We start from the raw sequence: 24,735 nt of genomic DNA on the forward strand, positions 1-24,735 counted from the left end.
CTGGCGCTCGCCCCGAGACACGAGCGGAAACCACCGATCCGCGCCGATCCCGATCCCGGGATTTTTTCGCACCCCGTCCTTCCTCGGACGACCCGGCGGCCCGTAGCGTGGTTCGTTCGCTGCTTACCCAAGGGCAAAGTCTGCTACCCTGGCGACATGACCCGCCTCGCCCCGCCCGCTCTCGACACGCCCCGCCTCCACCTGCGCCTCGTCGCCCCGGAGGACGCGGAGGCGACCAGCGCCATGATGACCCCGGCGGTGAGCCGCTGGCTCGCCTCCTGGCCGCTGCCCTACACCGTCGCGATGGCCCGCGAGCGGATCGCGACGGCGCGAGAGCAGGCGGCTGCGGGCCACGCCCTGTCGCTCGCGATCACGGCGCGGGGCGAACTCCTCGGCTGGATCATGCTGCACCGGACCGATCCGCGGACCGCGATCCTCGGCTACTGGCTCGGCGAGGCGCATCACCGCCGCGGATTCCTGCGGGAGGCGGCGGGCGCCGTGCTGCCCGCCGCGTTCGACTGGCTCGACCTCGACCGGATCGAGGCCAGCGCGCACCCGGAGAACGCCGCTTCCTTCGCGGTCATGCGGGCCTGCGGCCTGACGTTCCGGCGCGAGACGGTGATCCACGCGCCGGCGAGGGGCCGCGACGAGCTGGTGCGGGTCTACGCCGTCGAGCGCGACGGCCTCACTCCGCCGTCAGGCACAGCTCGAACGTGATGCAGGCGGCGTTGGCGCCCGGGTGCAGGACGCCCTCGTGGATGGCCCCCGCGACGTCCACCACCGCGATGTCGAGCCGTGCCACCCCGTCCCGCACGGTCCCGTCGCGGATCAGCACCTCGCTGGCATCGGTCGGGATCACCCGCCCGTCGGCGAAGGTCGGCCGCACGATGCTGCCGATGCCGCGCACCCGCGCCGCCGCGAGCCCGTGCGCCCGGCATGCCGCCTCGATCGCGCCGTGGATCTCCTCGTTCGGCTGGATCTTCAGGAGCAGGCAGGCGGACAGCGCGTCACCGGAGGCCACGGGAGTGAACAGCGGAAAGTTGGTCTCGGCATCCGGCAGGACCTGCCAGGCGGCCTCCGCCGTCCCCCAGGCCTCCGCCCGGACCGCGTCCGCGATCACGACTTCCGTCGGCAGCAGGTGGCCGGCACGGCGGCGGCCGTCCGGCTCGATCCAGGTGCCGTGGACGTGCAGGAACGGCGCGCCGTCGCGCTCGCCGAAGGTGGCGCTGGCGCGCTCGAGCCGCGTCTCGCCGTCGGGCCGGTGGGTCTCGCTGTAATAGGCGGCGAAGCGCGGGTCGGCGGAGAGCGCCGGCATCACGTAGGCGAAGGGAGACAAACTCCCGCTCGCGAGATGCACCACGCCGCCGCGGATCCCGGTCTCGCCGAGCGGCCCGGCGACGGCCTCGAGGAGGGTCCGCCCCGGTGCGAGGGCGAAGGCGTGGTGGAGGCGTGCGCCGCCGGCTGCCAGCCAGCGCTCGGGCCGGGCCGGGCCCGGCTGAGCCAGGGTGGCGAAACCGGGCCGCGTCGGATCGGCGCCGCTCACGCCTGCGCCCTCTCGCCCAGCAGCCCGGCGGCTTCCAGCTCCTCGCGCACCATCTTCTTGGTGATCTTGCCGTAGCCGGATTTCGGCAGCGACTCGCGCAGGATGACCCGGCGGGGCAGCTTGTAGCGGGCGACCTTGTCGAACAGGAACGCCATCACGTCGTCCTCGGACAGCGCCATGCCCTCGCGCGGGACGCACACCGCGATGCCGATCTCGCCCCAGGTCGGGTCCGGAACGCCGAGGACCGCCGTCTCGGCCACCGCCGGATGGGCCAGGATCTTCTCCTCGATCTCGCGCGGATAGATGTTCGAGCCGCCCGAGATGTACATGTCGGAGGCGCGGCCCGTGATGTAGAGGAAGCGCTCGGCATCGAGGAAGCCGAGATCGCCGGTGCGGAACCAGCCGTCCCGGAAGGCGTCGGCGTTGGCCTTCGGGTTCTCCCAGTAGCCGGCGAAGACCGCCGGCCCGCAGACGCAGATCTCGCCGGTCTCCCCGGGAGCGACCTCGCGGCCCTCGCCGTCCTGGATCTGCACCTGCATCCCGGTGCGCTCGAAGCCGCAGGTGCCGATCTTCACTGCCGGGCCGTCCTCGGCCTCGTGCAGGGCGGGGGGCAGCACCGTGATGTTGCCGGTAACCTCGCCGAGGCCGAAATACTGCACGATCACCTTGCCGAGGCTGCGCAACGCCCGCTTCTGGTCCTCGCGGTACATCGGCGCGCCCGCGTAGATGATGTAGCGCAGGGACGCGTGGTCGTGGGCGTCGACCGCCGGGTGCTCGACCATCATCTTCAGGATCGTCGGCACGGTGAACATGTTGGTGACGCGGTGGCGCGCGACCAATCCCCAGACCTCCGCGGCGTCGAAGCGCTCCGAGCCCGGCAGCACCGAGGTCACCGCGCGGGCGACCTGCGCCACCGCGTGCACGCCCGCCCCGTGCGAGAGCGGTGCCACCACCAGCGAGGCGTCGGTCTCCGGGCTCGTGCCCGGCATCAGGTCGCAGAGGTGGTTGGTGATCACGAAGGCCATCTGGCCGTGGGTCAGCACCGCGGCCTTCGGCTTGCCGGTGGTGCCGGAGGTGTAGAAGAACCAGCACGGGTCGTCGTGCTCGACGCCCTCATTCGCAACGGTCTGCCCCTCGCCGGAGGCCACCACGGCCTCGTAGGCCTCGCCCTCGGCCGGTCCCTCGCCGATGACGACGACGTGGCGCAGCGACGGGCAGGCCTCCCGCACCGCCGCGACGTGCTCGGGATAGTCGGCGTGGCACAGGAAGGCGGTCGCGCCCGACTGGCTCGCGAGGTACGACACGTCGCCGGGCATCAGCCGGAAGTTCGTCGGCACGAACACGGCGCCGAGGCGGAACGCCGCGTACATGATCTCCAGGATGGCGTTGCCGTTGCGGGCGTGCACCAGCAGGCGGTCGCCCTTGGCGATCCCGCGCGCCCGAAGCGCCGCCGCCAGCGCCGAGACCCGGGCGTCGAAGGCGCGCCACGTCCAGCTCCGCTCGCCCCACACGATCGCCGGTCGGTCCGGGTGGCGCGCGGCGGCCTGGGTGAGCGAGTGGGCGAGGTTCATCACCCGGCGCGACATCGGCCTCATCGGGCAGCCCTCCGGCTCGTCTGGGTCACGTCGTATCCTCCCTCGGTGCGTCGGCCTTCGGCCCGTGCGCGTCGGGGGAAGCTTACGATGCCCCCACCCCGCAGCGGAAGCGCGCGACGCGCATGCGCTCGGCTACGAGGCGCGCGACTTGAAGCTGAGGCGGTGGTGGCGGGTGACGCCGAGGCTCGCCATCGCGGCCCGGTGCGCGGCGGTGCCGTAGCCGACGTTGCGCTCCCAGGCATAGGCCGGGTGGCGCCGGGCGAGCGCGCGCATCAGCCGGTCGCGCACCACCTTGGCGACGATCGAGCTCGCGGCGATCTGCGGCACCAGCCGGTCGCCGCCGACGAAGGCCCGGCACGGCAGGGGCAGGCCGGGCGGCACGTCGCGCCCGTCCACCGCCACCTCGGCCTCGATGCCGAGGCGCACCACCGCCCGGCGCATCGCGTCGAGGGTCGCGGCGCGCACGTTGATCCGGTCGATCAGGTCGCGGGAGCCGCCGGCCAGCGCGACGCGGCCCGCCTCCATGATCCGCGGCGCCAGGCGCTCGCGGGTGGCGGCGTCGAGGCGCTTGCTGTCGTCGAGGGCCTCGAGCAGGTCCGGGGGCAGGGCGGCGGGGTCGAAATGCACCGCCGCCACGATCACCGGACCGCAGAGCGCGCCGCGGCCGACCTCGTCGCAGCCGATGACGACGGGATAGCGGGTGGCGTGGCGGGCATCGAACGGGCGCATGGGCGAGGTGTGCCGCAACTGGGGTTTCGAAATCCCTCCCGGGCGCCGGGTGCCGCATCGGCACCGGAGGCCGTTGCGGGCGTTTTCGTGGTAAGCCTCACGCCCGACACGAGGAGGATGCATGACCACGCCGCCGCGGCAGAACCACTACCTGGCGCTCGCGCTGCCGATCGGGCTCCTGGCCGGCGCCCTGGCAATCGGCTTCTGGACCCTCGACGAGATCCGCATCACCCGGGCCCGCGCGCTCACCGCGCAGATGTGGTCCCAGCCCTGACGGCCCTGCGGGCCCCGGCGCAAAAAAGGGACCGCGCTCCGAGGAGGCGGCCCTGAAGTCGTTTGGGTCTCGAAACCTCAGGAGGATGCCCTGCCCGTCGTCACCGCGGCGGCCGCGAGGGCCGGGGCGGCCGCCAGGCCGGGCCGAGAGGTCGATACCGTCTTGCGCGCGCATCAAGGCCGGCGCGGGGCGTGATTCGGGCGGTTCTGTGGCCGGCACGTCCCCGCCGAGCGGGTTTTTCACTGCGTGCTGGCGTGTTCCCGGACCGGTGTCGCCCGGACGCAACCCTTGCGGGGCGGATTTCGGACTCCCATCATGGCGGGAGGCGGGCCGTTCGCCGGCTCACCACCCGGCGCCCGGTCGGATTCCCGTGAACCGGGCGGGTTCGCGAATCATCCCGACGGGCGAATCACCCTGACAGGCAGGAGAAGCGATGAGCGAGGGAGAGACTGCCGATAGCCGGAGCACCGGTTCCCCGTCCGGTGCGCATGTCGTGCCCTTCCCCCGGGCCGTGCCGCCGCAGGTGTCGTTCCATCGCGACGAGTTGCGGATCATCCTGAACCTCTACGGACGGATGGTCGCCGAGGGCGAGTGGCGCGACTACACGATGGACTTCAACCGCGAGAAAGCGGTGTTCGCGATCCACCGCCGCACCTCGGAGCGGCCGCTCTACCGGATCGAGAAGGACCCGCGCCTCGCCCGCCGCCAGGGCGCCTACGCGGTGATCGCCGAGACCGGCCGCATCCTCAAGCGCGGGCACGACCTCGCCCAGGTGCTGCGGGTGCTGGAGAAGCCCCTGCGGGTGGTGTGATCCGGGATCCGGACGATTGCGTCCGGATTCTCGTACCGGCTGCCGGCGCGGCGCACGAGCGACGCCGGAAGCCGCATGGCGACGCAATCGATCGGATGTCGCGTGAGGCCGGGCGCCGTCGCCAATTCTTCGTGACCGGATCGCGGCGATCTCGACCGATCCCGCGAACCGCCCCTTAACGCTCCCGCGCGCCGGCCGGTCCTTCACCGGTCGGCAAGCATCTTTGCCAACCGGAACGACAGGTTTCCCGGCGGATTGTCGCTTGGCTGATGAAGGTCACGCTCGAGGACCGCAGGGATGCACAAGCAGAGTGGATGGGCCGCGGCGGCGTTCGCCGCGGCAGTGCTGGCGGCCGGCCCGGCCGCCGCGCGGGAACTGGTCGCGTTCGACGCGGCGACGGAGGCCGGCACGGTGGTGGTGCGCACCGCCGAGCGGCGGCTGTACTTCGTCAACGGCGACGGGACGGCGATCCGCTATCCCGTCGCGGTCGGCAAGGCCGGCAAGCAATGGACCGGCTACGCCCGCATCGACGGAAAGTACCTGCGGCCGGCCTGGTCGCCGCCCGACGAGGTGAAGCGCGACAATCCCCGCCTGCCGGAGGTGATCGCCGGCGGCTCGCCGAGCAACCCGATGGGGGTGGCCGCGCTCACCCTCGACCGGGGCGAGTACGCCATCCACGGCACCAACCGTCCGGGCTCGATCGGCACCTTCGCGTCCTACGGCTGCATCCGGATGTTCAACCAGGATGTCGCCGACCTGTACGGCCGCGTCCAGGTCGGCACCACCGTGGTGGTGACGCGCTGAGGGCGTCCCGGCCCTCGCGCCCCGTGCCTCACGCGGGCGGCGAGGTCGCCTCGATGGCGGTGAAGCGCTCGATGATGCGGTAGGTGTGCTCGGCGCCCGCCGGCACCAGCCAGGAATCGCCGGGCTCCAGCCGCACGGTCCGGCTCTCGACCACCAGCTCGGCCCGGCCCGAGACCACGTAGCCGACGGTCTCGTAGGGGCGCGCCGCGCTCGGCTTGTCGTCGGTCGGCGCCTCGTCGACCCACATCCGCATCGCGACCTGCTTGCCGGCCGCGAGGCGACGCTGGCCGTCCGGCCCCTGCGGCGCCTGTGCGCCGGACACCTTGTCGATCGTCGTGTCGCCCATGATCCTGCTCCTGTCGGGGACGTCTCGCGACCCCAACGGAAGCGGAGGGACGGCGTTCCCGTGCCTGGTGGGTCAGCGCAGGGTCGCGGCGATCGCCCGCTGGATGCCGCGGATGTCGGCGCCGCGCTTGAGGGTGCGGGCGATCGGCTCGGGCCGGCCCGAGACCCAGATCGTCAGCTCCGAATCCATGTCGAAGCTGCCGGCATTCTCGATCGAGAACGAGGTGATCGCCCGGTAGGGCACCGTGAGGTAGGAGACCTTGCGGCCGGTCACGCCCTGCTTGTCGACCAGGATCATCCGCCGGTCGGTGAAGACCATCAGGTCGCGGATCACCCGGAAGGCGACCTGCACGGTCTCGCCCGGGACGAGCATCCCGTCGAGTTCCTGCGCCACCGCCTCCGGCGCCGCGTCGCTGCCATGGCCGAGCAGGCCGTCGAGCAAGCCCATCGTCGCGTCTCCTCGAATGAAATCCGGTCAGAAGTCCGACGCCAGGCCCTTCACCTCCCAGTCGTCGTAGCGCACCGGCTCCAGGCCGCCGCGCCCGTTGATCTCGCGCTCGCTCCGGATCTCGGCGGCGTGGGCGTCGATCGCGGCACGGCGCGCCTCGGCCTCCGCCAGGGCGCGCTGCGCGGCGGGCGATAGGACCCTGGACGGGGCCTCGGGCCCGCTCGCGACCGGCTCGGGGGAAGGGGCGTCGCTCTCGCTCATCGGTCGGTCTCTCGTGTCGCGGCGCTTGCATCTCGGGCGGCCGGATGCCACCCCGGCCGAAAGGCCGCGCGATCCCTCCGAGGTGGAGGGCGCGGCGGGCAGCGTCAAGGTCGGGGCGCGGGCGACGATCCGCCCCGGCGCGGGTGGAGTGGGGATGGACGGATTTGACAACGCGGTCGCCGGCTTGCCGGCGCGGCGCCTCGCCTGGGAGACCGTGGCGGACCTCATCGGCAAGAACCGCGGCACCGCGCTCGAGGACGCGATCGAGCCGGCGACCCAGCGCGCCGCCCTGCCGCCCCAGGATGCGGGGCTCGCCCGCGCCATCGCGGCGACGACCTTCCGGCATCTCGGGGTGATCCGCCACGCCCTGCACGCGCGACTGGCCAAAGGCCTGCCCGAGGACCAGCCGGGCCTCGTCGCCCTCCTCGCCACCGGCGCAGCGCAGATCCTCTACCTCAACGTCCAGGACCACGCCGCCGTCGACCTCTCGGTGCGCCTGGCGAAGTCGGAGCCCGGCCTCCAGCACCTTGCCGGTCTCGCCAACGCGGTGCTGCGCCGGATCGCCCGCGAGCGCGACGCGATCCGCCAGGAGGGCGACGCCGAGCCGCTCGCCCTCAACACCCCGGCCTGGCTCGCCAGGCGCTGGGTCGCCGCCTACGGCGAGGAGACGGCCCGCGCCATCGCGGCGGCCAACGCCCGCGGGGCCGGGCTCGACCTCACCCTGCGCCCGGGCGTGCCGGTGCCCGAGGGGCTCGTCGGGCAGCGCCTGTCCGGCGCCGGCAGCCTGCGCCTCGACGACGCCCGCACGCCGGTGCCGGAGCTGCCGGGCTTTGCCGAGGGCGCCTTCTGGGTCCAGGACGCCGCCGCGGCCCTGCCGGCCCACCTCCTCGGCGTGCGGCCGGGGGAGCAGGTCGCCGATCTGTGCGCCGCGCCCGGCGGCAAGACCGCCCAGCTCGCCGCGGCGGGCGCCGAGGTGCTGGCGGTCGACCGCTCGGCCGCGCGCCTGCGCCGCCTCAACGAAAACCTCGCCCGCCTCGGCCTGACCGCGGAGGTGCTCGCCGCCGACGCCCTGACCCTGTCGGAGGCCAGGCTGTTCGACGCGGTGCTGCTCGACGCGCCCTGCAGCGCCACCGGCACCCTGCGCCGCCACCCGGACGTCGCCTGGGGCAAGCGCGAGGACGACCTCCTGCGCCTCGTCGCGCTCCAGCGCCGGCTCCTCGACAAGGCGGCGCGGCTCGTCCGCCCGGGTGGGCGCCTCGTCTACTGCACCTGCTCGCTCGAGCCGGAGGAGGGCGAGGCCCAGGCCGAGGCGTTCCTGAAGCGCAACCCCGCCTTCGTGCGCCGCCCGGTCACCGCCGGGGAGGCTGGGGATCCTGCCTTCGTCACCGCGGCCGGCGACCTGCGCACGCTGCCGTCGCACTGGCCCGGCGAGGGGGCCGGGAGCCGCGGCGGGCTCGACGGATTCTACGCCGTCCGCCTGGAGCGCCGGGACGCGTGAGGGCCGGAACGCGGCGGCCCGACCGGAATCCCTGTTCACGGCGCCACTCGGTGGTTTGACCCCACGATGATCCTTGACCATTCCTTGACGGGGGCCGGCGCCGCGGGGCGGCGGCCGGGCAGGAGGTGGCGTGGGTTGGGGGCCTGACCGCTGGCGGTTCTACCGGCTCGTCGGGCGCGCGGCCGGCCGCTCGCTGCGCCGCGTCGCGGCCCGCGCGACCTCGCGGCCCTCGGCGCTGACGCGCCTGCGTCCGACCGGCCTCGTCATCGCGCCGCAGGACCTGCGCACCAGCGACGCCACGATCGCGGCCGACATCTATGCCGGCCTGTTCGTGTTCGCCGGCCGGGCGCTCGCCACCGGCGGGCGCTCGCCGTTCGATTTCGCGCCGCCCTCGGCGGAATGGGGCGAGCAGCTCTACGGCTTCGGCTGGCTGCGCCACCTGCGCGCCGCCGAGAGCGCGCTGTCGCGCGCCAACGCCCGGGCCTTCGTGCAGGACTTCATGGCCGGGCGCGGCGACCGCGATCTCGCCGAGCGCCCGGCGGTGGTGGCGCGCCGCCTGATCTCGCTGCTCAGCCAGTCGCCCCTGGTGCTGGAGGGCGCCGACCACGCCTTCTACCAGGCGTTCCTGCGCCAGATCGGGCGCTGCACCCACGCCCTCGACCGGGCGCTGCGCCGCGGCATCCTGCCGGGCGACCGGCTGCTCGCCGCGGTGGCGCTCGCCTATGCGGGTCTGTGCTGCGAGGGGTTCGATCCGGTGCTGCGCCGGGGCACGCGGCTCCTCCACCGCGAGCTGACCCGCCAGATCCTGCCCGACGGCGGCCACCGCAGCCGCGATCCGGGCTTCGCCAAGGACCTGCTCCTCGACCTGCTGCCGCTGCGCCAGAGCTTCCTCAGCCGCGACACCGCCCCGCCGGAGGCCCTGCTCAACGCCGTCGACCGGATGCTGCCGCTCCTGCGGCTCCTGCGCCACGGTGACGCCTCGCTCGGCCACCACAACGGCATGGGGGCGACCGCGGCCGACCAGCTCGCGACCCTGCTGGTCTACGACGGGGCGCTCGCCCGGCCGCTGATGCACGCGCCCCATTCGGGCTATGCCCGCCTCGAGGGCGGGGGCGGCACCCTCGTCGTCGCCGATGTCGGGCCCGCCCCGCCGCCGGCCTTCTCGGCCCGGGCCGGCGCAGGTTGCCTGTCGTTCGAATTGTCCTGCGGCCCGCAGCGGCTGGTGGTGAATTGCGGCATGCCGGCGACCGGCGAGGAGCTGCGCGCGCTGTCCCGCACCACCGCGGCCCATTCCACCGCCTGCCTCGCCGACAGCTCGTCCTGCCGCTTCCTCGGCGTGAAGCAGGCCGGGCTGATCCATCCCCTGGCCAGCTGGCTCAAGGCCCGGATGGGATCGATCGTCGTGCGCGGGCCCGCCGAGGTCGCGGTCGAGCGTGGCACCGATGCGGCGGGCGTCGACGTGCTCGCCGCCCGGCACGACGGCTACGCCCCGGTGTTCGGTCTGCTGCACGAGCGGCGCTGGCGCCTCCACCCCGACGGCGCCCTGCTGGAGGGTCATGACGGCTTCGTGCGCGCCACCGGCCCGCACGAGGGCAAGGGCCGGCGCGAGCCGGTCGAGGCCGCGATCCGCTTCCACCTGCACCCGAGCGTGCGGGCGAGCCGGGTCGGGCGCGGCGTGCGCCTTACCGGGGCCGGTGCGCCCTGGCTGTTCGAGGCCGACGAGATCGACCCGATGATCGAGGAGAGCGTGTTCTTCGCCGCCCTCAACGGCGCCCGCCGCACCGAGCAGATTGTTCTCCACCTGACGGTCGGCGACGGCACCCGGGTCGCCTGGCGCTTCCGCCGCCTCGCCGACTAGGCCCACCATCGGGAAAAAGTACCCGTCATCCCCCGTTCGGGGGTTGTACCGGCCGAATCGGCAACAACCGGACGCGCGGCCATGGTAGGGTCGCCGGAATCGAGGTCGGGCGGGGCGCGGACGGGATGAAGCTGGACGCGCCGACCCTGGTGACCGTGACCATCTTCGTGATGGTCGTGATGGGCGGCCTCTACCTCCTGTCCTGGTCGCAGTCCCGGCAGACCCGGGCCCTCGGCTTCCTGGGCGCCGCCCAGATCGTCGGCGCCGGCGCGGTCGCGCTGTTCGGCCTGCGCGGCCACATCCCGGACTGGCTCTCGATCGGCCTTGCCAACGCCGCGATGCTGCTCGCCTTCGGGCTGATCTGGGCCGGCGCGCGCTCGTTCGAGGGCCGCCGCGTCGCCGTTCGGCAGACCGGCGCCGGTGCCGTCCTGTGGCTCGCCGCCTGCCTGGTGCCGCCGTTCTACGCCTCGCTCGGCGCGCGGGTGATCCTCGCCTCGGCGGTGGCGGGGCTGTACTGCGGGCTCGCCGCCCGCACCCTGTGGCACCACCGCGGCGAGCGGCTGCCCTCGCGGGCCCCGGCGGCGATCCTGCTCGCCAGCGAGGCGCTCCTGTCCTGGGCGCGGATTCCCGCCACCCTGGTCCTGCCGGTGCCGCCGGTCGGGACCCCGACCGACCCGTTCTGGGTCGCGGCCCTGTGCTTCGTCGCCCTGCTCTACACCGTGGCGGTCGCGGTCCTGTTCATGGCGCTCGCCAAGGAGCGGCTCGAGGCCGAGCAGCGCCGCGCCGCCGAGACCGACCCGCTCACCGGCATCGCCAACCGCCGGGCGCTCTCCGGGCAGGCCCGCCGCATCCTGGCGGCCGGGCCCACCGCCCTGCTGCTGTTCGACCTCGACCACTTCAAGCGGGTCAACGACACCTTCGGCCACGCGGTCGGCGACGCGGTGCTGGTCGGCTTCTGCGCCGCCGCCCGCCAGGTTCTGCCCGGCGACGCGGCGTTTGGGCGCCTCGGCGGCGAGGAATTCGCCTGCCTCCTGCCCGGCCTCACCGTCGGGGAGGCGGCCCGGATCGCCGAGACCGTGCGCCAAGCGGTGGCGGCGATGCGTCCGGACCTGGTGCCGGGCCTCGCGGTCACGGTCAGCGTCGGCGTCGTCCGCGGCGACGGCGACTTCGAGACCCTGCTCGAACTCGCCGACCGGGCGCTCTACCAGGCCAAGGCCCAGGGCCGCGACCGGGTGGTGATCGCGGGGCCGGGCCTGCGTCAGGTCGCGTGACCGCGGCCTGACGCGCCCCCGCCCGGCATCGGCCCGGCTTGTCGTCGCCTGCACGAGACCTAAGACACCCCCTCATCCCACGAGCATCCGGGCGCATCGCCCGGCCCACGGACGAGGGCTTCCTCCATGGACTACCGCCAATTCGGACGCTCCGGCCTCAAGGTGCCGATCCTGAGCCTCGGCACCGGCACCTTCGGGGGCGGCAACGAGTTCTTCCAGCGCTGGGGCCGGACCGACGTCGCCGAGGCGAGCCGGATGGTCGATCTCTGCCTGGAGGCCGGCGTCAACTTCTTCGACACCGCCGACATCTACTCGCAGGGGGCCTCCGAGGAGATCCTGGGCCAGGCGCTGAAGGGCAAGCGCGACCGGGCGCTGATCTCCACCAAGGCGACCTTCCCGATGGGCGAGGGCCCGAACGACAAGGGGTCGTCGCGCTATCACTTGGTGCGCGCCTGCGAGGCGAGCCTGAAGCGCCTCGGCACCGACCACATCGACGTCTACTTCATGCACGGCTTCGACGCGCTCACCCCCGTCGACGAGACCCTGCGGGCCCTCGACGACCTCGTCCGCGCGGGCAAGATCGGCTATATCGGCGCCTCCAACTTCTCCGGCTGGCAGCTGATGAAGGCGCTCTCGACCTCCGAGCGCTATGGGCTCGCCCGCTACGTCGCCTACCAGGGCTACTACTCGCTGGTCGGCCGCCACTACGAGTGGGAGCTGATGCCCCTCGGCCTCGACCAGGGCGTCGCCCTGATGGTCTGGAGCCCGCTCGGCTGGGGCCGCCTCACCGGCAAGATCCGCCGCGGCGCCGACACCAGCGGGCGCATCGCGGCGGGCGGGGCCGAGGGCGGGCCGCCGGTCTCCGACGAGGCGCTGTTCCGGGTCGTCGACGTCCTCGACGAACTCGCCGCCGAGACCGGGCGCAGCGTGGCCCAGGTGGCGCTCAACTGGCTCCTCTCGCGCCCGACGGTCGCCAACATCGTGATCGGCGCCCGCAACGAGGAGCAGCTGAAGCAGAATCTCGGCGCCGTCGGCTGGAGCCTCGACCCGGCCCAGATCGCCCGCCTCGACGCGGCGAGCCACGAGACCCCGATCTACCCGTACTGGCACCAGAAGGGCTTCGACGAGCGCAACCCGAAGCCGACGACCTGGTAGTTTCCCGGAGAAATCGGCCTCGAGATAGGGGTGGGTGGCCGGCCCCGTCCGTCGCGCGGCCGCGCAGCCTGAAGTAGAGTAACCCGATCGACGTTCCCGGCTCCGCCGAGCCGGGAACGTCCGCGCCCGCCCCGAGGTGCACGATGGCGCATGCCGGCCTTCACGATCCCGCTCTCGTCGGCCTCTCGGTCGCGATCGCGATGCTGGCCGCCTTCGTCGCCCTTGACCTCGCCGACCGGATGAAGGCCGCGACCGGCTGGGCGCGCCGCGCCTGGCTGATGGCCGCCGCCCTGGTGCTCGGCGGCGGCGTCTGGTCGATGCACTTCGTGGCGATGCTGGCCTTCCGCCTGCCCGGCATCGAGATCACCTACGACCTCGGCCTCACGCTCCTGTCGCTCGCCGTGCCGGTCGCCGTGACGGCGCTCGGCCTCTCGATCGCGAAAGGACCCGGCCGCGAGGGAGGGGACGGGACCCGGCCTCGGACGGCGCGGATCGCGCTCGCGGGCCTCGTCACCGGGCTCGGCATCGTCTCGATGCACTACACCGGCATGGCGGCGATGCACCTGCCGGGCCCCCTCCGGTACGATCCGGCCTGGGTCGCCGCCTCCGTCGTGGTGGCGGTCGTGGCCGCCACGGCGGCGATCCGGCTGGCGCTCGCCGAGAGCGGCGTCGGCCTGCGGGTCGCCGCGGCCGGGGTGATGGGGCTCGCCATCGCGGGCATGCACTTCTCGGGCATGCAGGGGCTGACGGTCGCGCATCACGCCGCGGCGCTGCCCGACGCCGCCGCGGCCGGGTTCGGCCAGGCCCGCCTCGCCGTCGGCGTCACCGCGGTGACCGTGCTGGTCCTCGTCCTCGCGCTCTCGGCCGCCGCGATCGACCGGCGCTTCTCCCAGAACGCCGCCCGGGAGGCGGCGGCGCTGCGGGCCAGCGAGGAGCGCTACCGCCTGCTGCTCGAGAGCGTGACCGACTACGCGATCTTCATGCTCGACCGCGACGGCATGGTGGCGAACTGGAATGCCGGCGCCCGCCGGATCAAGGGCTACGAGGCCGAGGAGATCGTCGGCACCCATTTCTCGTGCTTCTACACCGAGGAGGAGCGGGCGCAGGGCGTTCCGGCCCGGGCGCTCGCGACCGCGCTCGCCGAGGGGAAGTTCGAGGCCGAGGGCTGGCGCCTGCGCCGCGACGGCACCCGGTTCTGGGCCAGCGTCGTCATCGATCCGATCCGCGACGGCGACGGGGCGCATGTCGGTTTCGCCAAGGTGACCCGCGACATCACCGAGCGCCGCCGAGCCCAGGAGGCCCTGGCGCAGGCGCAAGGAGCCCTCGCCCAGGCCCAGAAGATGGAAGCCGTGGGCCAGCTCACCGGCGGCGTCGCCCACGACTTCAACAACCTGCTGATGGCGGTGCTGGGCAGCCTGGAGCTGATGCGCAAGCGCCTGCCCGACGATCCCCGCCTGCTGCGCCTCCTCGACAACGCCGTCCAGGGTGCCGAGCGCGGCGCGGCGCTGACCCAGCGCATGCTCGCCTTCGCCCGGCGCCAGGAGCTGCGGCCGGAGCCCGTCGACCTCGCCCGGCTGGTGCGCGGGATGGCCGACCTCCTGCAGCGCTCGATCGGGCCGGAAATCCGGATCGAGACGCGCTTCCCGCTGCGGCTGCCGCCCGCCCTGGTCGATGCCCACCAGCTCGAACTCGCCCTCCTCAACCTCGTGGTGAACGCCCGCGACGCGATGCCGGGGGGCGGCACCGTCACGATCGCCGCGCGGGCGGGCGAGGACGAAGGGGCCGAGCGGGAGGGAGCCGGTCCGGACGAGGCCGGCACGATGCTGTGCCTGTCGGTCGCCGATACCGGCACCGGCATGGACGAGGCCGTCCTCGCCCGGGCGCAGGAGCCGTTCTTCACCACCAAGGGCGTCGGCAAGGGCACCGGGCTCGGCCTCTCGATGGTGCACGGGCTCGCGGCCCAGTCGCACGGCCGCCTGGCGCTGCGCAGCCGGCCGGGGGCCGGCACCACCGCGGAGATCTGGCTGCCGGTGGCGGCGCAGGCCGTCGCCGATCCGTCGCCGCGTTCCGCCGCAGGCCCCCGCGTCCCGCCGTCCCAGGCCTTGCTTCCATCCCAGGTGGTCCTCGTCGTCGACGACGATCCCCTGGTGCTCGAGAACAGCGCCGCGATGCTGGAAGACCTCGGCCACCGGGTGATCGAGGCCCGGTCCGGCCGGGAAGCCCTGGCGCTGATGCGCCGCGCCCGCACCCTCGACCTGGTGCTGACCGACCACGCCATGCCGGAGATGACCGGCGTCGAGCTCGCCGCGCGCATCCTCGCCGAACGCCCGGGCCTCAAGGTCATCCTCGCCACCGGCTACGCCGATCTCGGATCCGGCGAGGGAGCCCAGCTGCCGCGGCTCGCCAAGCCCTACGACCAGGCGGCACTGGCCCGGATGATCGAGACGGTCATGCGCGGCGCCGAACCGGGCGACGATACGGTGGTGCCGTTCCCCCGGAGCGCGTGAGACCGGCTCCCTCGCGCCTCACGCCGCCGGCAGCTTCCGGGCCTTCGCGTCGCGCAGGAGCGCGAGCCCCTCGGGGCCGAGATCGACGGCGAGGCGCAGCACCTCGTCGGCATAGGCCTGCGGCGTGGTGCCGGCCTGCTTGGCGGCGCGCGACAGGCGCAGGCCCAGCGCCCCGTCCACCGGGATCGAGGTGCCGCGGGGAGCGGGCTCGGCCGGGGGAGCGGCGGACGCCGGGGCGGCTGCCGGCACAGCCGTCTTGGTCGTGGCGGCGGATGTCCGCGCCGGCGCGATGTCGGCCCGGGGCGGCAGCCCGAGGGCCTGGCGCCGCCCCTGGGCCGCCAGCCGGTCGGCGCGCTCGTTGCCGGCCTCGCCGGAATGGCCCTTCACCCAGACCCAGCGCACGTCGCGCCGCGCCGCCAGCTCGTCGAGGCGCTGCATCAGCTCGACGTTCTTCACCGGGCCGGTGGTGGTGCGCCAGCCCTTGAGCTTCCAGCCCCGGATCCACTCGGTGACCGACTTCACCACGTACTGGCTGTCGCACCGCATCTCGATCGCGGCGCCCTCGGGAAAGTGCTCCAGCGCCCGGATCGCCGCGGTCAGCTCCATGCGGTTGTTGGTGCTCTGCGTCTCGCCCCCGCACAGCTCGATCGGGCCGTCCGGGGCCTGGATCACCACGCCCCAGCCGCCCGGGCCGGGATTGGGATCGCAGCCGCCGTCGGCATACACGATGGTTCGCATGGTCTCTTCGCTCGAACGTCACGACGGAATGCGGCCGCGCCCGGGCTCCGGCGCGGAGCCGCGGGCTGCCGGCCGCGACGGCAATGTCGGCCCGGAATGGTGAACAAATACCCAGGCGGTCCCCTGCGCAACCCGGTCCCTCGCGTGCGCCCCGGCCTCGCCCGCCGGGTTTCCCTGGCACGCCGCTTGCGGGCCGGCAGGGATGCGCGATGATGAGGGCACGGGTTTCCGCAAGGGGGCCGCAGTCGATCCGTCCGCGCCGATCCGCCCGCCACAGACGAGACACGCCCCATGCCAGTCGAGCCCGCCGACGCCGTCGAGGAGAGGCTGCCGCCGGCCCGCCTGCTGCCCCTGGCGCTGCAGCACGTGCTCGTCATGTATGCCGGCGCGGTGGCGGTGCCGCTGATCGTCGGCCGCGCGCTCGGTCTTCCGCCCGAGGACGTCGCCTTCCTGATCGGCGCCGACCTGTTCGCCCGCGGCCTCGCGACCCTGATCCAGTCGGCGGGGTTCCCGGGCGTCGGCATCCGCCTGCCGGTGATGATGGGCGTGACCTTCGCGTCGGTCGGCCCGATGCTGTCGATGGCGGCGCCCCCCGGGGTCGGGCTGCTCGGTATCTACGGCTCGGTCATCGCCGCCGGCCTGTTCGGCCTCCTGGTGGCCCCTATGTCAGTCGCCTGCTGCCGCTGTTTCCGCCGGTCGTCACCGGCACCATCATCCTAATCATCGGCATCTCGCTGATGCGGGTCGGCATCAACTGGGCCGGCGGCGGCCAGCCGACGATCACGAGGATCGTCGACGGCGTGCCGGTCGCCTTCCCGGACCCGAACTACGCGCAGGCCGGCGGCCTCGGCATCGCCCTCCTGGTTCTGCTGACGATCCTCGCGCTCATCCGCTGGGGCCGGGGCTTCCTCGCCAACGTCGCGGTGCTCGCCGGCATCGTCGCCGGCCCGGTCATGGAGGCCTGCCTCGGGCTCATGCATTTCGAGAAGGTCGCGGCGGCGGCCTGGTTCGCCCCGGTGCTGCCGATTCATTTCGGCTGGCCGCACTTCCACCTCGTGCCGGTCGCCACGATGTGCGTCGTGATGATCGAATCGACCGGGAAGTTCCTGGCGCTCGGCGAGATCACCGGCCGGCCGGTGACCCGGGCCGACCTCGCCCGCGGCCTGCGGGCCGACGGGCTCGGCACGCTGGTCGGGGGCTCGCAGGGCAATTGGGCGAAGTGCCATGGGGCAACGAGCCTGACGAGATAGTCGTCGTCCCCGCCTGCGGTTTTGCGGCCGAGGCGCATGGAGTCGTTGCCCTTTTTGCGGGCTGCCACGGTCACCGCGATGTGGCGGGCCGTCAGCATGTTCTGCGGAGCATGAGCGGTGCGGATGCGCGATTGATCGTCGTGGAAGGCGACGTCGAGGATCCAGTGCAGTCCGTTCTCGATCGCCCGGTACTGCCGGATGGCAGGCCCGAGGCGGTCGGCGCCGAGCGGTGACGAGGTCTTGAAGAGGCCGGCGTCGAGCGCGTTGATGACGTCGTGAGGGTATCGTGGGCGGGCAGGCCCCGCGCGTAGGGGAGCAAACGACGCAGGAAGCTCAGGCACTGGTCACCCCACAGCCGGAACTCGACGAAATCGTCCATGCCGCAGAGCGTCGCGCACAACACCAGCAGCAGGATGTCGGGCAGCGGGTAGATCACCCGCCAATGCTGGCGCGGGTCTTCCAAGGCTGAGGAATGATCCAGGATCGACAGCGATGATGGCATGGGGGCCTCGCAGAGCGACAAGCCCCTGCTCAACCACGATCCTCATCCCCGCGCAGCTCAAACCCGCTCGAGGGCTGAAGCGATTGCCCTGCTGGCTGACCCTTTCCCTGTTGCGCTCCGGATCGGGCCGGGCTACAGAGGCTTCGCGGTCAGCACCCGTAGCTCAGCTGGATAGAGCGTTGCCCTCCGAAGGCAAAGGTCACACGTTCGAATCGTGTCGGGTGCGCCATTTTCCTTGACAATTCATTCGTTCGAGCGCTGCCTGGCTACGGTTCGGTGCTGCTTGGGTGTCGCCGGAGCGAGGCGGTCGACGCCCCGAGATGGCATGGCCTCCGGGATGGCGAGGCACGAATCGTCGAGCCCTTTTCGGTTTCAGCCGCCGACGTGACGGAGCCGGTCGCGCTCGGGTTCTGGCCCCTCCCTCAAGATCACGGACCCGCACGATGCCGATCAAGGCGCTCAACGACCGCAAGAAGCTCTCGTCGGACTTCAACGAGGCCAACGACGCGTTCATCGATGCGGTGCTGGGCGCGCTGCAAGCGGGCGACATTCCCCTCGACCTAGCCCGCGCCTATCTTGCCCACCCGGTCGCCATGATGCATGCGAACGGCGCGCAGGCCGTGGCCGACTACTTCGAGCGCATCCTGTCGCAGAAGCCCAAGATCGACTGGACGCCGGGAGCCTGAGGTTCGGCCCTGCCACGAAGGCGACAGGTGACGGACGAGCGGGCGCATCCCATCCGCCCCGGGCTCGACGTCGAACAGGGGACCGAGCGTGTACAAGGTAACAGGAACCGACCCGACCGGCCGCGCGGTGACCTTCGCCTGCGGGACGGACCTGCAGGCGCTCGACAAGGTCCGGGAGCTGATGGGGCGAGGCTTTCGCGATATCTCGGTCGCGGACCCCAAGGGCAAGACGACCAGCGGCACCGCGTTCGAGCACTCCGTCGGGCTGGAATACGACTGACCCCGACCGCCCGGTCTCGATGGCGACGGGTGAGGCACGCCGCGCCGCCCGGGCGTCGTAGGCGCGTCCCGGCCTCGCGGCCCGGACCGGGCCCGTCGGTCGGTCGGCAGGGGCCTGCGATGCGGGCCGGTCGCGCATGGGCGGCGTCGGGAGCGGCATCGGCTCCCACGATTGACCGCCCCGGCCGCGCTTGCCACAAGCTTGGCCGCATGAGCGCAATCTCCCAGCGCCCTCAAGGTGGAGCCTCACCCGTGTCGCAGCTGAAGCCCGGGCTCGCCCTCGCGGCCCTTCTCGCCCTCGCCGCCTGCCAGTCGAAGACGACCGCCCCGCCGGTGGCCGCGATCGCCCCGGTCGCGGCCCTGCCGGCCGCGGGCCTGCCCGCCGGCTCCGGCTGCGGTCCCGCCATCGCCCGGACCCAGGCCATCGTCGACAGCGACGTCGCCACCGGCAACCTCAACACCCCGGTCGGCAAGCGCTTCTCGGCCGACCTCGCCAACGCCTCCGCGGCCTGCGCCGCCGGCCGCGACGGCGAGGCCCTGCACCTCCTCGCCGCCGCCCGCGCCCGCTACGGCTACCCGGGCTAGAACGCCGCGCGCGCCGCCTGGGCGAGGTCGGCGACGAGGTCGTCGGCCTCCTCGAGGCCGGCATGGAAGCGGAACATCGCGCCCTTCGGCAGCAGCGCCGAGTCGCGGCGCGGATGGACCGGCAGCACCAGCGAGACGTGGCCGCCCCAGCTCTCGGCGACCCGAAACAGCAACAGCGCGTCGACGAAGGCGTGGACCCGCTCGGCGGGCAGCGCCTCGTCGAACGCCACCGTGAACAGCCCGTTGCCGGCGCCGAAATACCGCGTGAAGCGGGCGTGCCACGGGCTCGCCGGCCGCGCCGGGCTCAGGATGTCGGCGGTGAAGGCCTGGCCCTCGAACCACCGCATCAGCGTCGCGGCGCTCGCCGCATGCCGGTCGAGCCGGGCCTGCGTGCCGTCGACCCGGTGAGACAGGCGGGTGCAGGTCTGGGGCGAGACCGCGCCGTGGCCGCTGATCCGCAGCTGCCGGCGCAGGCGCGCGAGGTCGGGTTCGTGGCGGGCCACCGCGATGCCGCTCGGCGTGTCGCCGTAGCCGCCCTCGTGCTTGGTCGTGGCCTGGATCGCGATCGCGATGCCGTGGTCGAGGGGCCGGAAGCGGACGTGGCTCGCCCAGGTGTTGTCCATCACGGTGCGCAGGCCCGCCCGTGCCGCCGCCTCGACGATCCCGGCGATGTCGGGAATCTCGAACGTGCCGCTGCCCGGCGCCTCGAGGTAGAGCATCGTGTCGGCGGGCGCGGCGCGCCGGCCGGCCTCGCGGATCAGGGCGTCGACCTCGGCGCCCGAGGCGCCCGCCGGATAGGTCAGGAGTTCCGCCCGGCCGGTCTCGCTCATGTAGCGCCAGGCCGGGAAGTAGATCCCGTCCGGGATCAGGACGAGCTTGGGCGCGAAGGCGTCGAGCACCGTCACGATGGCGGCGAGCCCCGAGGCGCAGACGACCGCGCCGGCCCCGCCATGCAGGGCCGCGAACTTGCGGCCGACCGCGTCGGCCTCCGGCGACTGGACGATGCCGTACTCGGCGCCGCCATAGGGCGCCCGGCCGGCCTCGTCGGCGGCCGCGTAGTCGGCCAGCGTCTCGAAGCCGACGCTGCTCTGCCCGAGCGAGCCGAGATCCGAACAGGCGCGGGCCCGGCCGAGGCCGCGGGGGTTGAGATGGCCGCGGGAGGCCGCGAGGTCGAGGATCGGCGCGTGGATGCGGCGGGTGGCGGGCCGGCACCGGGCCAGGAAGCCGGCGCGCCGCGCGGGCTTGCTGCCGGCCCCGGGAAGAGGCGTCTCGGGAGTCGAGCTCTCGGAGGTGGGGGGCTCGGAGGTGGAGGTCTCGGAGGTGGAGGTCTCGGAGACAGGCGGGGAGGGCGGCACGGGGCGGCTCCGTCTCGGGCGGGAATCGTTTCGCCGTATAGGGCCGTCCCGCGCCGCCCGCCACGCCGGGCCGGTCAGGCGAGCCAGCCGAGCCGGCGGCCGAGGCCGAGCGTGACGGTGATGCCGGCGAGCATCGCGATCCCGAACACCCAGCCCGACAGGGCGCCCGCCATGATGCCGGAGACGAGCGTGCCGATGCTGCAGCCGAGCCCGGTCATCGCCCCCCAGCCGAGCAGCACCCCGCCGGACAGGCCGCGCAGCACATGGCCCCGCCCGGGCCGGGCCGGCCGGAACTGGCCGGCGGCGAGCGCCGCCGCGAACGAGGCGACCACGAGCCCGCCGACGAACAGTCCGTTCGGGGTGAGGAGCGCGTCGCCGAGCGCCGTGGCGCAGCCGCGGAAGGCGTCGAGCCCCTCCAGCCGTTCCGGCAGCAGCCCCAGGGCGGCAGCCCCCTGCCGGCTGCGTCCGCCGAAATCCGCCGTGACCCCGAGGGGGCCGAGCCGCAGGTAGGACAGCGTCCCGATCGCCCCGACGGCGAGCCCCCCGAGCCAGGTCGGCCAGCGCGCCACGAACACCGCCCGCCACGGATCGGCGGCCGCCGGCGGCGGGGCGGCGGGGAGCGGCTGCCGCAGCAGCCACAGGGCGGCGCCCCCCAGCACCGCGAGCCCGGCGGCGAGGCTGCCGGCATAGCCGAGATGGCGCGGCAGCCAGGTCACCGGCGCCCCGGCGATGCCCGCGAGGTAGAGCGGGTTCCAGGTCAGGAAGCCGAGGACGAAGCCGAGGGCGGCGCCGAGGAGCGCGAACGGCGCCGTCGCCGAGCCCTCGCCGAGGCGGTAGAGATGCGCGCTCAGGCACGAGCCCGAGATCGCCATGCCGGCCCCGAAGGCGAGGCCGGCGAGCGCCAGCACCGGCCCGACCGGGCCGATATGGGCGCCGGGCGGCAGCCGCGTCCCCGACGGGTCCGGCAGCCAGGCCCCGAACACCACGGCGTAGCCCGCCATGCCCACGGCGAGCGCGGCGAGGATGCCCAGGACCCCGCGCGGGTCGCCCCGGTCGAGGAGATCCCGCCAGACGCAGAGGAAGCAGAAGCGCGAGCGCTGGAGCACGAAGCCGAACAGCGCCCCGAAGATCAGCGACAGGGCCAGCCGCCCGCTGCCCGCCTCGCCCGAGAGGTGCCAGGCGCTCCCCGCCAGCAGGCCGGCGAGGCTCAAGGAGACGCCGACGCGGAATCCTTCGCCTGCGGGGGCGGCCGCGGTGACCGCCGCGCTCGCCGTCATTTGCCGCCCCAGACCGTGCCGGCGAGGTTGACGACCGGCACGCCGACGGCGTTGCCGTATTCGGTCCACGAGCCGTCGTAGTTGCGGGCCGGATAGCCGAGCACCCGGCTCAGCACGAACCAGGAATGGCTCGAGCGCTCGCCGATGCGGCAGGAGGTGATGACCGGCTTCGAGCCGTCGATCCCGGCCTCGGCGTAGAGCTTGCGCAGCTCCTCGACGGGCTTCAGGGTCCCGTCCGGGTTCACGGCCCTGGCCCAGGGCACGTTGACCGAGCCCGGGATGTGGCCGGCGCGCACCGCCAGTTCCGGCACCCCGGCCGGCGCGATGATCTTGCCGGAGAACTCGTCGGGCGAGCGGATGTCGAGGATCTTTTCGTCGCGCTCCTTGCGCGCCACCGCCAGCACGTCGGTGAACCGGGCCCGGAGCGCCGTCGAGGCCGGGGCGACGGCGAACGCGGAGGCCGCGACCTCCGGCGTGCGGGTGTCGAGCGGCCGCTTCTCCGCCTCCCACTTCTTGCGCCCGCCGTCGAGCAGCTTGACGGTGTCGACGAGGCCGTATTGCGCGAACACTTAGGCGCCCCAGGCGGCGAACCAGTTGTTGTTGTCGCCGTAGAGCACCACCGTGGTGTCGCGGTCGATCCCGAGGCGTCGGGCGAGGGCGGCGAACTTGTCCGGCCCGGCGATGTCGCGGCTCACCGTCTCGACGAGGTCGGTGTGCCAGGCGACGTTGTGGGCGCCCGGGATGTGGCCGCGCTCGTAGACGCCCGGATCGACGCTGACCTCGACGATGCGCAGCTTACCGGAATCGAGGTTCTTCTCCAGCCACTCGGTCGAGACCAGCGGGCTCGCCTCGGCGTCCCGGACCGGTGACGCCGCCGTCGTGCCGGTTTTCGCGCCGGCCGCCGCGCCGGCTGTCGCCGGGGTGGGGCCGGCGGGCAGCAGCAGGGCCGCGAGCGCGGCGCCGGCGAGGCTCGAGCGAAACACGATCGTCTTGCGCATGGTCGTCCCCCGAGGCGCCCGGTCGTGCCGGCACGCTCCCTCTCGTCTTGTGAAGATGTGTCGAATGCTTCGATAACTCGACCGTGTCGAGATTTTGCAGAAATCATCTCGCTGATCAACTGAAGAGATATTCTTAATTGAGACGAGTCGAGAGAAGATCGACGCGCCTTCGCGGCAGCCGGCGACGAGGATTATCCGGCCCCGGTCGTGCGTGGGACCGCTCGCGGCGGTTCGGCTTTCGTCCGGGCGCCCTAGATCGCCTGCACGGACACGACCGGAGACCCCCGATGCAGACCCCGCCCGACGACCTCGACGCCCGCGCCCTCGGCGAGGCCGCCCCCGGCAAGGGGCTCGCCCGCGAGGCCTGCCCGTATGCCGAGGGGACGCAGGCCCGCACCCTGTGGCTGGCCGGCTACGACGCCGCCGTGGCGGCGGGCGCCGCGCCGGTGACGGGCGGGATCAAGCGCGAGCCCGGCCGCTGAGCCCCGGCATGGACGCGATCGCTCCCGCCCATCCGCCGGCCCCGCGCCTCGACCGCAAGGCGGTCGGCGCCGTCGTGCTCGGCAACGCCCTCGAATTCTACGACTTCACCGTCTACGCCTTCTTCGCCAAGGCGATCGGCGAGGCGTTCTTTCCGGCCTCCGACGCGAGCCACAGCTTGCTCGCCTCGCTCGCGCTGTTCGGCGTCGGCTACGTCATGCGGCCGATCGGCGGCGCGCTGATCGGCGCGCTCGCCGACCGGGCCGGGCGCAAGCCCGCCATGCTGGTCACCATCGCCCTGATGGCGCTCGGCATGCTGATGCTCGCGGCCTGCCCCGGCTACGCGCAGATCGGCGGCTGGGCGCAGGCCATCGTCATCGCCGGCCGGCTGATCCAGGGGCTGGCGCTCGGCGGCGAGGTCGGTCCCTCCACCGCCTACCTGCTCGAGGCCGCGCCGCCCCGGCACCGCGGCTTCGTCACGAGCTGGCAGATCGCCAGCCAGGGCTGCGCGGCCCTCTTCGCCGGGCTGCTCGCCACGGCGCTGGCGCTGACGGTCGGCGACGCCGCCATGGCGCAGTGGGGCTGGCGGGTGATGTTCCTCGTCGGCCTCGCCGTCGTGCCGGTCGGCCTGATCATCCGCAGCCACCTGCCGGAGACCGGCGGCGCCGAGGCCGACCCGCAGGCCGCCGCCTCGACGGGCGCGGTGATCCGCCGGCTCCTGCGCGACCACGGCCGCCTGCTCGCCCTGACCTTCCTGGTCGTCGCCGCCTCGACGGTCTCGAACGCCGTCGGCACCAACATGCCGGTCTATGCCGGGGCGACGCTCGGCCTGTCCGAGACCGCCGCGACGGCGGTGCCGATCGCGCTCGGCCTCGCCTCGGTGGCGTTTCCGCTGCTGGGCGGGTTTCTCGCCGACCGGGTCGGCCGGCGCCCGGTGATGATCTGGCCCCGGGTGCTGATCCTGCTGCTCGCGGTGCCGGCCTTCGCCTGGCTCCTGCGGGCGCCGGGGCCGCTCGCGGTCTACGCGGTGACCTTCCTGCTCTCGGCCCTGTCCTCGATCAACGCGGCGGCGATCATCGTCGGCATCCCGGAATCGCTGCCGCGCTCGGTGCGCAGCTCCGGCCTCGCCATCGTGTACGCGCTCGCCGTCTCGGTGTTCGGCGGCAGCACCAACTACGTGATCAACTGGCTGATCGCCGCGACCGGGGACCGGATGGCGCCGGCCTACTACCTCGCCGCCTTCAGCCTCGTCGGCACGGTGGCGGCCTGGATGCTGCCCGAGACCCGCGGCCGCGACCTCGACGACACTGCATGATCGTCCCGCCCCGCCTCTCGGGGCGGGGCGATTTCGGGGCGGGGTGGTTTCGGGGCCGGGCGCTTTTCGGGAGGGCCCGCACGGCAAACCGTGCCACAAGCCGGAGGACCCGGCTTCCGCCCCGGCCGCGCCCTCGAACGGAAACCCTCCCCGTCATGAGCCTCGAGACCG

23 protein-coding genes, 1 tRNA gene and 3 pseudogenes are annotated in these 24,735 nt (G+C 73.5%); 16 read left to right on the forward strand and 11 right to left on the reverse strand.

The features are described 5' to 3' along the window. The first annotated feature begins 156 nt into the window (after positions 1–156). The gene (locus tag BMX97_RS03425) at positions 157–717 is read left to right on the forward strand and encodes a GNAT family N-acetyltransferase (protein WP_091745441.1); all 561 of its coding nucleotides are present in this window, start codon (positions 157–159) and stop codon (positions 715–717) included. On the opposite strand, the gene BMX97_RS03430 is transcribed toward BMX97_RS03425, so the two are convergent. The 3 genes from BMX97_RS03430 to BMX97_RS03440 all read right to left on the reverse strand — a co-directional run bounded on the left by BMX97_RS03430 (position 686) and on the right by BMX97_RS03440 (position 3,867). Continuing rightward, positions 686–1,543: a PCC domain-containing protein gene (locus BMX97_RS03430; protein ID WP_091745443.1), complete on the reverse strand. Its 858-nt coding sequence runs from the start codon at positions 1,541–1,543 to the stop codon at positions 686–688. The two genes, BMX97_RS03425 and BMX97_RS03430, sit on opposite strands and share 32 nt — an antisense overlap. Then, the gene (locus tag BMX97_RS03435) at positions 1,540–3,138 is read right to left on the reverse strand and encodes an acyl-CoA synthetase (RefSeq protein ID WP_091745445.1); all 1,599 of its coding nucleotides are present in this window, start codon (positions 3,136–3,138) and stop codon (positions 1,540–1,542) included. Before BMX97_RS03435 ends, BMX97_RS03430 begins: the two co-directional genes overlap by 4 nt. Positions 3,139–3,270: 132 nt before the next feature. Next, positions 3,271–3,867 (reverse strand): ribonuclease HII, encoded by a 597-nt coding sequence (locus BMX97_RS03440; protein ID WP_091745447.1) that lies wholly within the window; start codon positions 3,865–3,867, stop codon positions 3,271–3,273. Positions 3,868–3,988: 121 nt separating this feature from the next. Between BMX97_RS03440 and BMX97_RS32680 the strand changes: the two genes are divergently transcribed. The 3 genes from BMX97_RS32680 (at position 3,989) to BMX97_RS03450 (ending at position 5,756) form a co-directional block, all read left to right on the forward strand. Continuing rightward, on the forward strand, positions 3,989–4,141 hold the full coding sequence (locus BMX97_RS32680; protein WP_177202113.1) for a hypothetical protein: 153 nt from the start codon (positions 3,989–3,991) through the stop codon (positions 4,139–4,141). A gap of 433 nt (positions 4,142–4,574) precedes the next feature. Then, positions 4,575–4,952 carry a DUF2794 domain-containing protein gene (locus tag BMX97_RS03445; RefSeq protein ID WP_091745449.1) on the forward strand — a complete coding sequence of 126 codons (378 nt, stop codon included), beginning with the start codon at positions 4,575–4,577 and terminating at the stop codon, positions 4,950–4,952. Between the two features lie 297 nt (positions 4,953–5,249). After that, entirely contained in the window at positions 5,250–5,756 is a 507-nt protein-coding gene (locus tag BMX97_RS03450; protein WP_091745451.1) for a L,D-transpeptidase, read from the forward strand. Between the two features lie 28 nt (positions 5,757–5,784). On the opposite strand, the gene BMX97_RS03455 is transcribed toward BMX97_RS03450, so the two are convergent. From BMX97_RS03455 to BMX97_RS03465, 3 genes are all read right to left on the reverse strand, one after another. Next, positions 5,785–6,102 (reverse strand): cupin domain-containing protein, encoded by a 318-nt coding sequence (locus BMX97_RS03455; RefSeq protein ID WP_091745453.1) that lies wholly within the window; start codon positions 6,100–6,102, stop codon positions 5,785–5,787. 72 nt (positions 6,103–6,174) lie between these two features. Beyond that, entirely contained in the window at positions 6,175–6,549 is a 375-nt protein-coding gene (locus BMX97_RS03460) for a PH domain-containing protein (protein ID WP_091745455.1), read from the reverse strand. A gap of 27 nt (positions 6,550–6,576) precedes the next feature. Next, positions 6,577–6,810 (reverse strand): DUF1674 domain-containing protein, encoded by a 234-nt coding sequence (locus tag BMX97_RS03465; protein ID WP_060849893.1) that lies wholly within the window; start codon positions 6,808–6,810, stop codon positions 6,577–6,579. Between the two features lie 154 nt (positions 6,811–6,964). Here BMX97_RS03465 and BMX97_RS03470 point away from each other — a divergent pair, with 154 nt between their 5' ends. The 5 genes from BMX97_RS03470 (at position 6,965) to BMX97_RS03490 (ending at position 15,099) form a co-directional block, all read left to right on the forward strand. Beyond that, positions 6,965–8,308: an RsmB/NOP family class I SAM-dependent RNA methyltransferase gene (locus BMX97_RS03470; RefSeq protein ID WP_091745457.1), complete on the forward strand. Its 1,344-nt coding sequence runs from the start codon at positions 6,965–6,967 to the stop codon at positions 8,306–8,308. Positions 8,309–8,438: 130 nt separating this feature from the next. Then, positions 8,439–10,166, forward strand: a complete 1,728-nt coding sequence (locus BMX97_RS03475) for a heparinase II/III family protein (RefSeq protein ID WP_091745459.1) — start codon at positions 8,439–8,441, stop codon at positions 10,164–10,166. A gap of 125 nt (positions 10,167–10,291) precedes the next feature. Further along, complete coding sequence (locus BMX97_RS03480) at positions 10,292–11,437, forward strand: GGDEF domain-containing protein (protein ID WP_091745461.1); 1,146 nt, start codon at positions 10,292–10,294, stop codon at positions 11,435–11,437. Positions 11,438–11,563: 126 nt separating this feature from the next. Next, a complete protein-coding gene (locus tag BMX97_RS03485; protein ID WP_091745463.1) occupies positions 11,564–12,592 on the forward strand; it encodes an aldo/keto reductase in 1,029 nt (342 codons plus the stop codon). A gap of 143 nt (positions 12,593–12,735) precedes the next feature. After that, positions 12,736–15,099 (forward strand): MHYT domain-containing protein, encoded by a 2,364-nt coding sequence (locus BMX97_RS03490; RefSeq protein ID WP_091745465.1) that lies wholly within the window; start codon positions 12,736–12,738, stop codon positions 15,097–15,099. Positions 15,100–15,117: 18 nt separating this feature from the next. On the opposite strand, the gene rnhA is transcribed toward BMX97_RS03490, so the two are convergent. Then, positions 15,118–15,837 carry a ribonuclease HI gene (gene rnhA, locus BMX97_RS03495; RefSeq protein WP_091745467.1) on the reverse strand — a complete coding sequence of 240 codons (720 nt, stop codon included), beginning with the start codon at positions 15,835–15,837 and terminating at the stop codon, positions 15,118–15,120. Between the two features lie 291 nt (positions 15,838–16,128). Between rnhA and BMX97_RS03500 the strand changes: the two are divergent. Next, positions 16,129–17,036, forward strand: a pseudogene (locus BMX97_RS03500) (solute carrier family 23 protein); the annotation flags it as partial. A 287-nt stretch (positions 17,037–17,323) separates the two neighbouring features. Here BMX97_RS03500 and BMX97_RS03505 read toward each other — a convergent pair. Beyond that, a pseudogene (locus BMX97_RS03505) lies at positions 17,324–17,589 on the reverse strand (transposase family protein); the annotation flags it as partial. A 152-nt stretch (positions 17,590–17,741) separates the two neighbouring features. Between BMX97_RS03505 and BMX97_RS03510 the strand changes: the two are divergent. The 4 genes from BMX97_RS03510 to BMX97_RS03525 all read left to right on the forward strand — a co-directional run bounded on the left by BMX97_RS03510 (position 17,742) and on the right by BMX97_RS03525 (position 19,139). Continuing rightward, positions 17,742–17,818, forward strand: a tRNA-Arg gene (locus BMX97_RS03510). A gap of 214 nt (positions 17,819–18,032) precedes the next feature. Then, positions 18,033–18,275, forward strand: a complete 243-nt coding sequence (locus tag BMX97_RS03515) for a hypothetical protein (RefSeq protein ID WP_091745470.1) — start codon at positions 18,033–18,035, stop codon at positions 18,273–18,275. Positions 18,276–18,363: 88 nt separating this feature from the next. Continuing rightward, the gene (locus tag BMX97_RS03520; protein WP_091745472.1) at positions 18,364–18,555 is read left to right on the forward strand and encodes a hypothetical protein; all 192 of its coding nucleotides are present in this window, start codon (positions 18,364–18,366) and stop codon (positions 18,553–18,555) included. A gap of 251 nt (positions 18,556–18,806) precedes the next feature. Next, on the forward strand, positions 18,807–19,139 hold the full coding sequence (locus BMX97_RS03525; RefSeq protein WP_091745474.1) for a hypothetical protein: 333 nt from the start codon (positions 18,807–18,809) through the stop codon (positions 19,137–19,139). On the opposite strand, the gene BMX97_RS03530 is transcribed toward BMX97_RS03525, so the two are convergent. The 3 genes and pseudogenes from BMX97_RS03530 to BMX97_RS03540 all read right to left on the reverse strand — a co-directional run bounded on the left by BMX97_RS03530 (position 19,136) and on the right by BMX97_RS03540 (position 22,769). Next, positions 19,136–20,494 (reverse strand): PLP-dependent transferase, encoded by a 1,359-nt coding sequence (locus tag BMX97_RS03530; RefSeq protein ID WP_091745476.1) that lies wholly within the window; start codon positions 20,492–20,494, stop codon positions 19,136–19,138. The two genes, BMX97_RS03525 and BMX97_RS03530, sit on opposite strands and share 4 nt — an antisense overlap. Before the next feature lie 74 nt (positions 20,495–20,568). Further along, entirely contained in the window at positions 20,569–21,771 is a 1,203-nt protein-coding gene (locus BMX97_RS03535) for a YeeE/YedE family protein (RefSeq protein WP_091745478.1), read from the reverse strand. After that, positions 21,768–22,769, reverse strand: a pseudogene (locus tag BMX97_RS03540) (sulfurtransferase). Before BMX97_RS03540 ends, BMX97_RS03535 begins: the two are co-directional and overlap by 4 nt. A gap of 287 nt (positions 22,770–23,056) precedes the next feature. Here BMX97_RS03540 and BMX97_RS03545 point away from each other — a divergent pair. Then, positions 23,057–23,251, forward strand: coding sequence for an Rmf/CrpP family protein (locus tag BMX97_RS03545; protein ID WP_091745480.1), 195 nt, complete (start codon positions 23,057–23,059; stop codon positions 23,249–23,251). 8 nt (positions 23,252–23,259) lie between these two features. After that, positions 23,260–24,564, forward strand: coding sequence for an MFS transporter (locus BMX97_RS03550; protein WP_091745483.1), 1,305 nt, complete (start codon positions 23,260–23,262; stop codon positions 24,562–24,564). Positions 24,565–24,735 lie beyond the last annotated feature (171 nt).

It is taken from the genome of Methylobacterium sp. ap11, assembly GCF_900110515.1.
GTDB lineage: Bacteria > Pseudomonadota > Alphaproteobacteria > Rhizobiales > Beijerinckiaceae > Methylobacterium > Methylobacterium ajmalii.

What these genes read in the sequence shown, in the direction of transcription:
- BMX97_RS03425 (WP_091745441.1), top strand. Translation starts at nt 157, where the DNA reads ATGACCCGCCTCGCCCCGCCCGCTCTCGACACGCCCCGCCTCCACCTG.
- BMX97_RS03435 (WP_091745445.1), bottom strand. Translation starts at nt 3,138, where the DNA reads ATGAGGCCGATGTCGCGCCGGGTGATGAACCTCGCCCACTCGCTCACC.
- BMX97_RS03440 (WP_091745447.1), bottom strand. Translation starts at nt 3,867, where the DNA reads ATGCGCCCGTTCGATGCCCGCCACGCCACCCGCTATCCCGTCGTCATC.
- BMX97_RS32680 (WP_177202113.1), top strand. Translation starts at nt 3,989, where the DNA reads ATGACCACGCCGCCGCGGCAGAACCACTACCTGGCGCTCGCGCTGCCG.
- BMX97_RS03445 (WP_091745449.1), top strand. Translation starts at nt 4,575, where the DNA reads ATGAGCGAGGGAGAGACTGCCGATAGCCGGAGCACCGGTTCCCCGTCC.
- BMX97_RS03450 (WP_091745451.1), top strand. Translation starts at nt 5,250, where the DNA reads ATGCACAAGCAGAGTGGATGGGCCGCGGCGGCGTTCGCCGCGGCAGTG.
- BMX97_RS03455 (WP_091745453.1), bottom strand. Translation starts at nt 6,102, where the DNA reads ATGGGCGACACGACGATCGACAAGGTGTCCGGCGCACAGGCGCCGCAG.
- BMX97_RS03460 (WP_091745455.1), bottom strand. Translation starts at nt 6,549, where the DNA reads ATGGGCTTGCTCGACGGCCTGCTCGGCCATGGCAGCGACGCGGCGCCG.
- BMX97_RS03465 (WP_060849893.1), bottom strand. Translation starts at nt 6,810, where the DNA reads ATGAGCGAGAGCGACGCCCCTTCCCCCGAGCCGGTCGCGAGCGGGCCC.
- BMX97_RS03470 (WP_091745457.1), top strand. Translation starts at nt 6,965, where the DNA reads ATGGACGGATTTGACAACGCGGTCGCCGGCTTGCCGGCGCGGCGCCTC.
- BMX97_RS03480 (WP_091745461.1), top strand. Translation starts at nt 10,292, where the DNA reads ATGAAGCTGGACGCGCCGACCCTGGTGACCGTGACCATCTTCGTGATG.
- BMX97_RS03485 (WP_091745463.1), top strand. Translation starts at nt 11,564, where the DNA reads ATGGACTACCGCCAATTCGGACGCTCCGGCCTCAAGGTGCCGATCCTG.
- BMX97_RS03490 (WP_091745465.1), top strand. Translation starts at nt 12,736, where the DNA reads ATGGCGCATGCCGGCCTTCACGATCCCGCTCTCGTCGGCCTCTCGGTC.
- rnhA (WP_091745467.1), bottom strand. Translation starts at nt 15,837, where the DNA reads ATGCGAACCATCGTGTATGCCGACGGCGGCTGCGATCCCAATCCCGGC.
- BMX97_RS03515 (WP_091745470.1), top strand. Translation starts at nt 18,033, where the DNA reads ATGCCGATCAAGGCGCTCAACGACCGCAAGAAGCTCTCGTCGGACTTC.
- BMX97_RS03535 (WP_091745478.1), bottom strand. Translation starts at nt 21,771, where the DNA reads ATGACGGCGAGCGCGGCGGTCACCGCGGCCGCCCCCGCAGGCGAAGGA.
- BMX97_RS03545 (WP_091745480.1), top strand. Translation starts at nt 23,057, where the DNA reads ATGCAGACCCCGCCCGACGACCTCGACGCCCGCGCCCTCGGCGAGGCC.
- BMX97_RS03550 (WP_091745483.1), top strand. Translation starts at nt 23,260, where the DNA reads ATGGACGCGATCGCTCCCGCCCATCCGCCGGCCCCGCGCCTCGACCGC.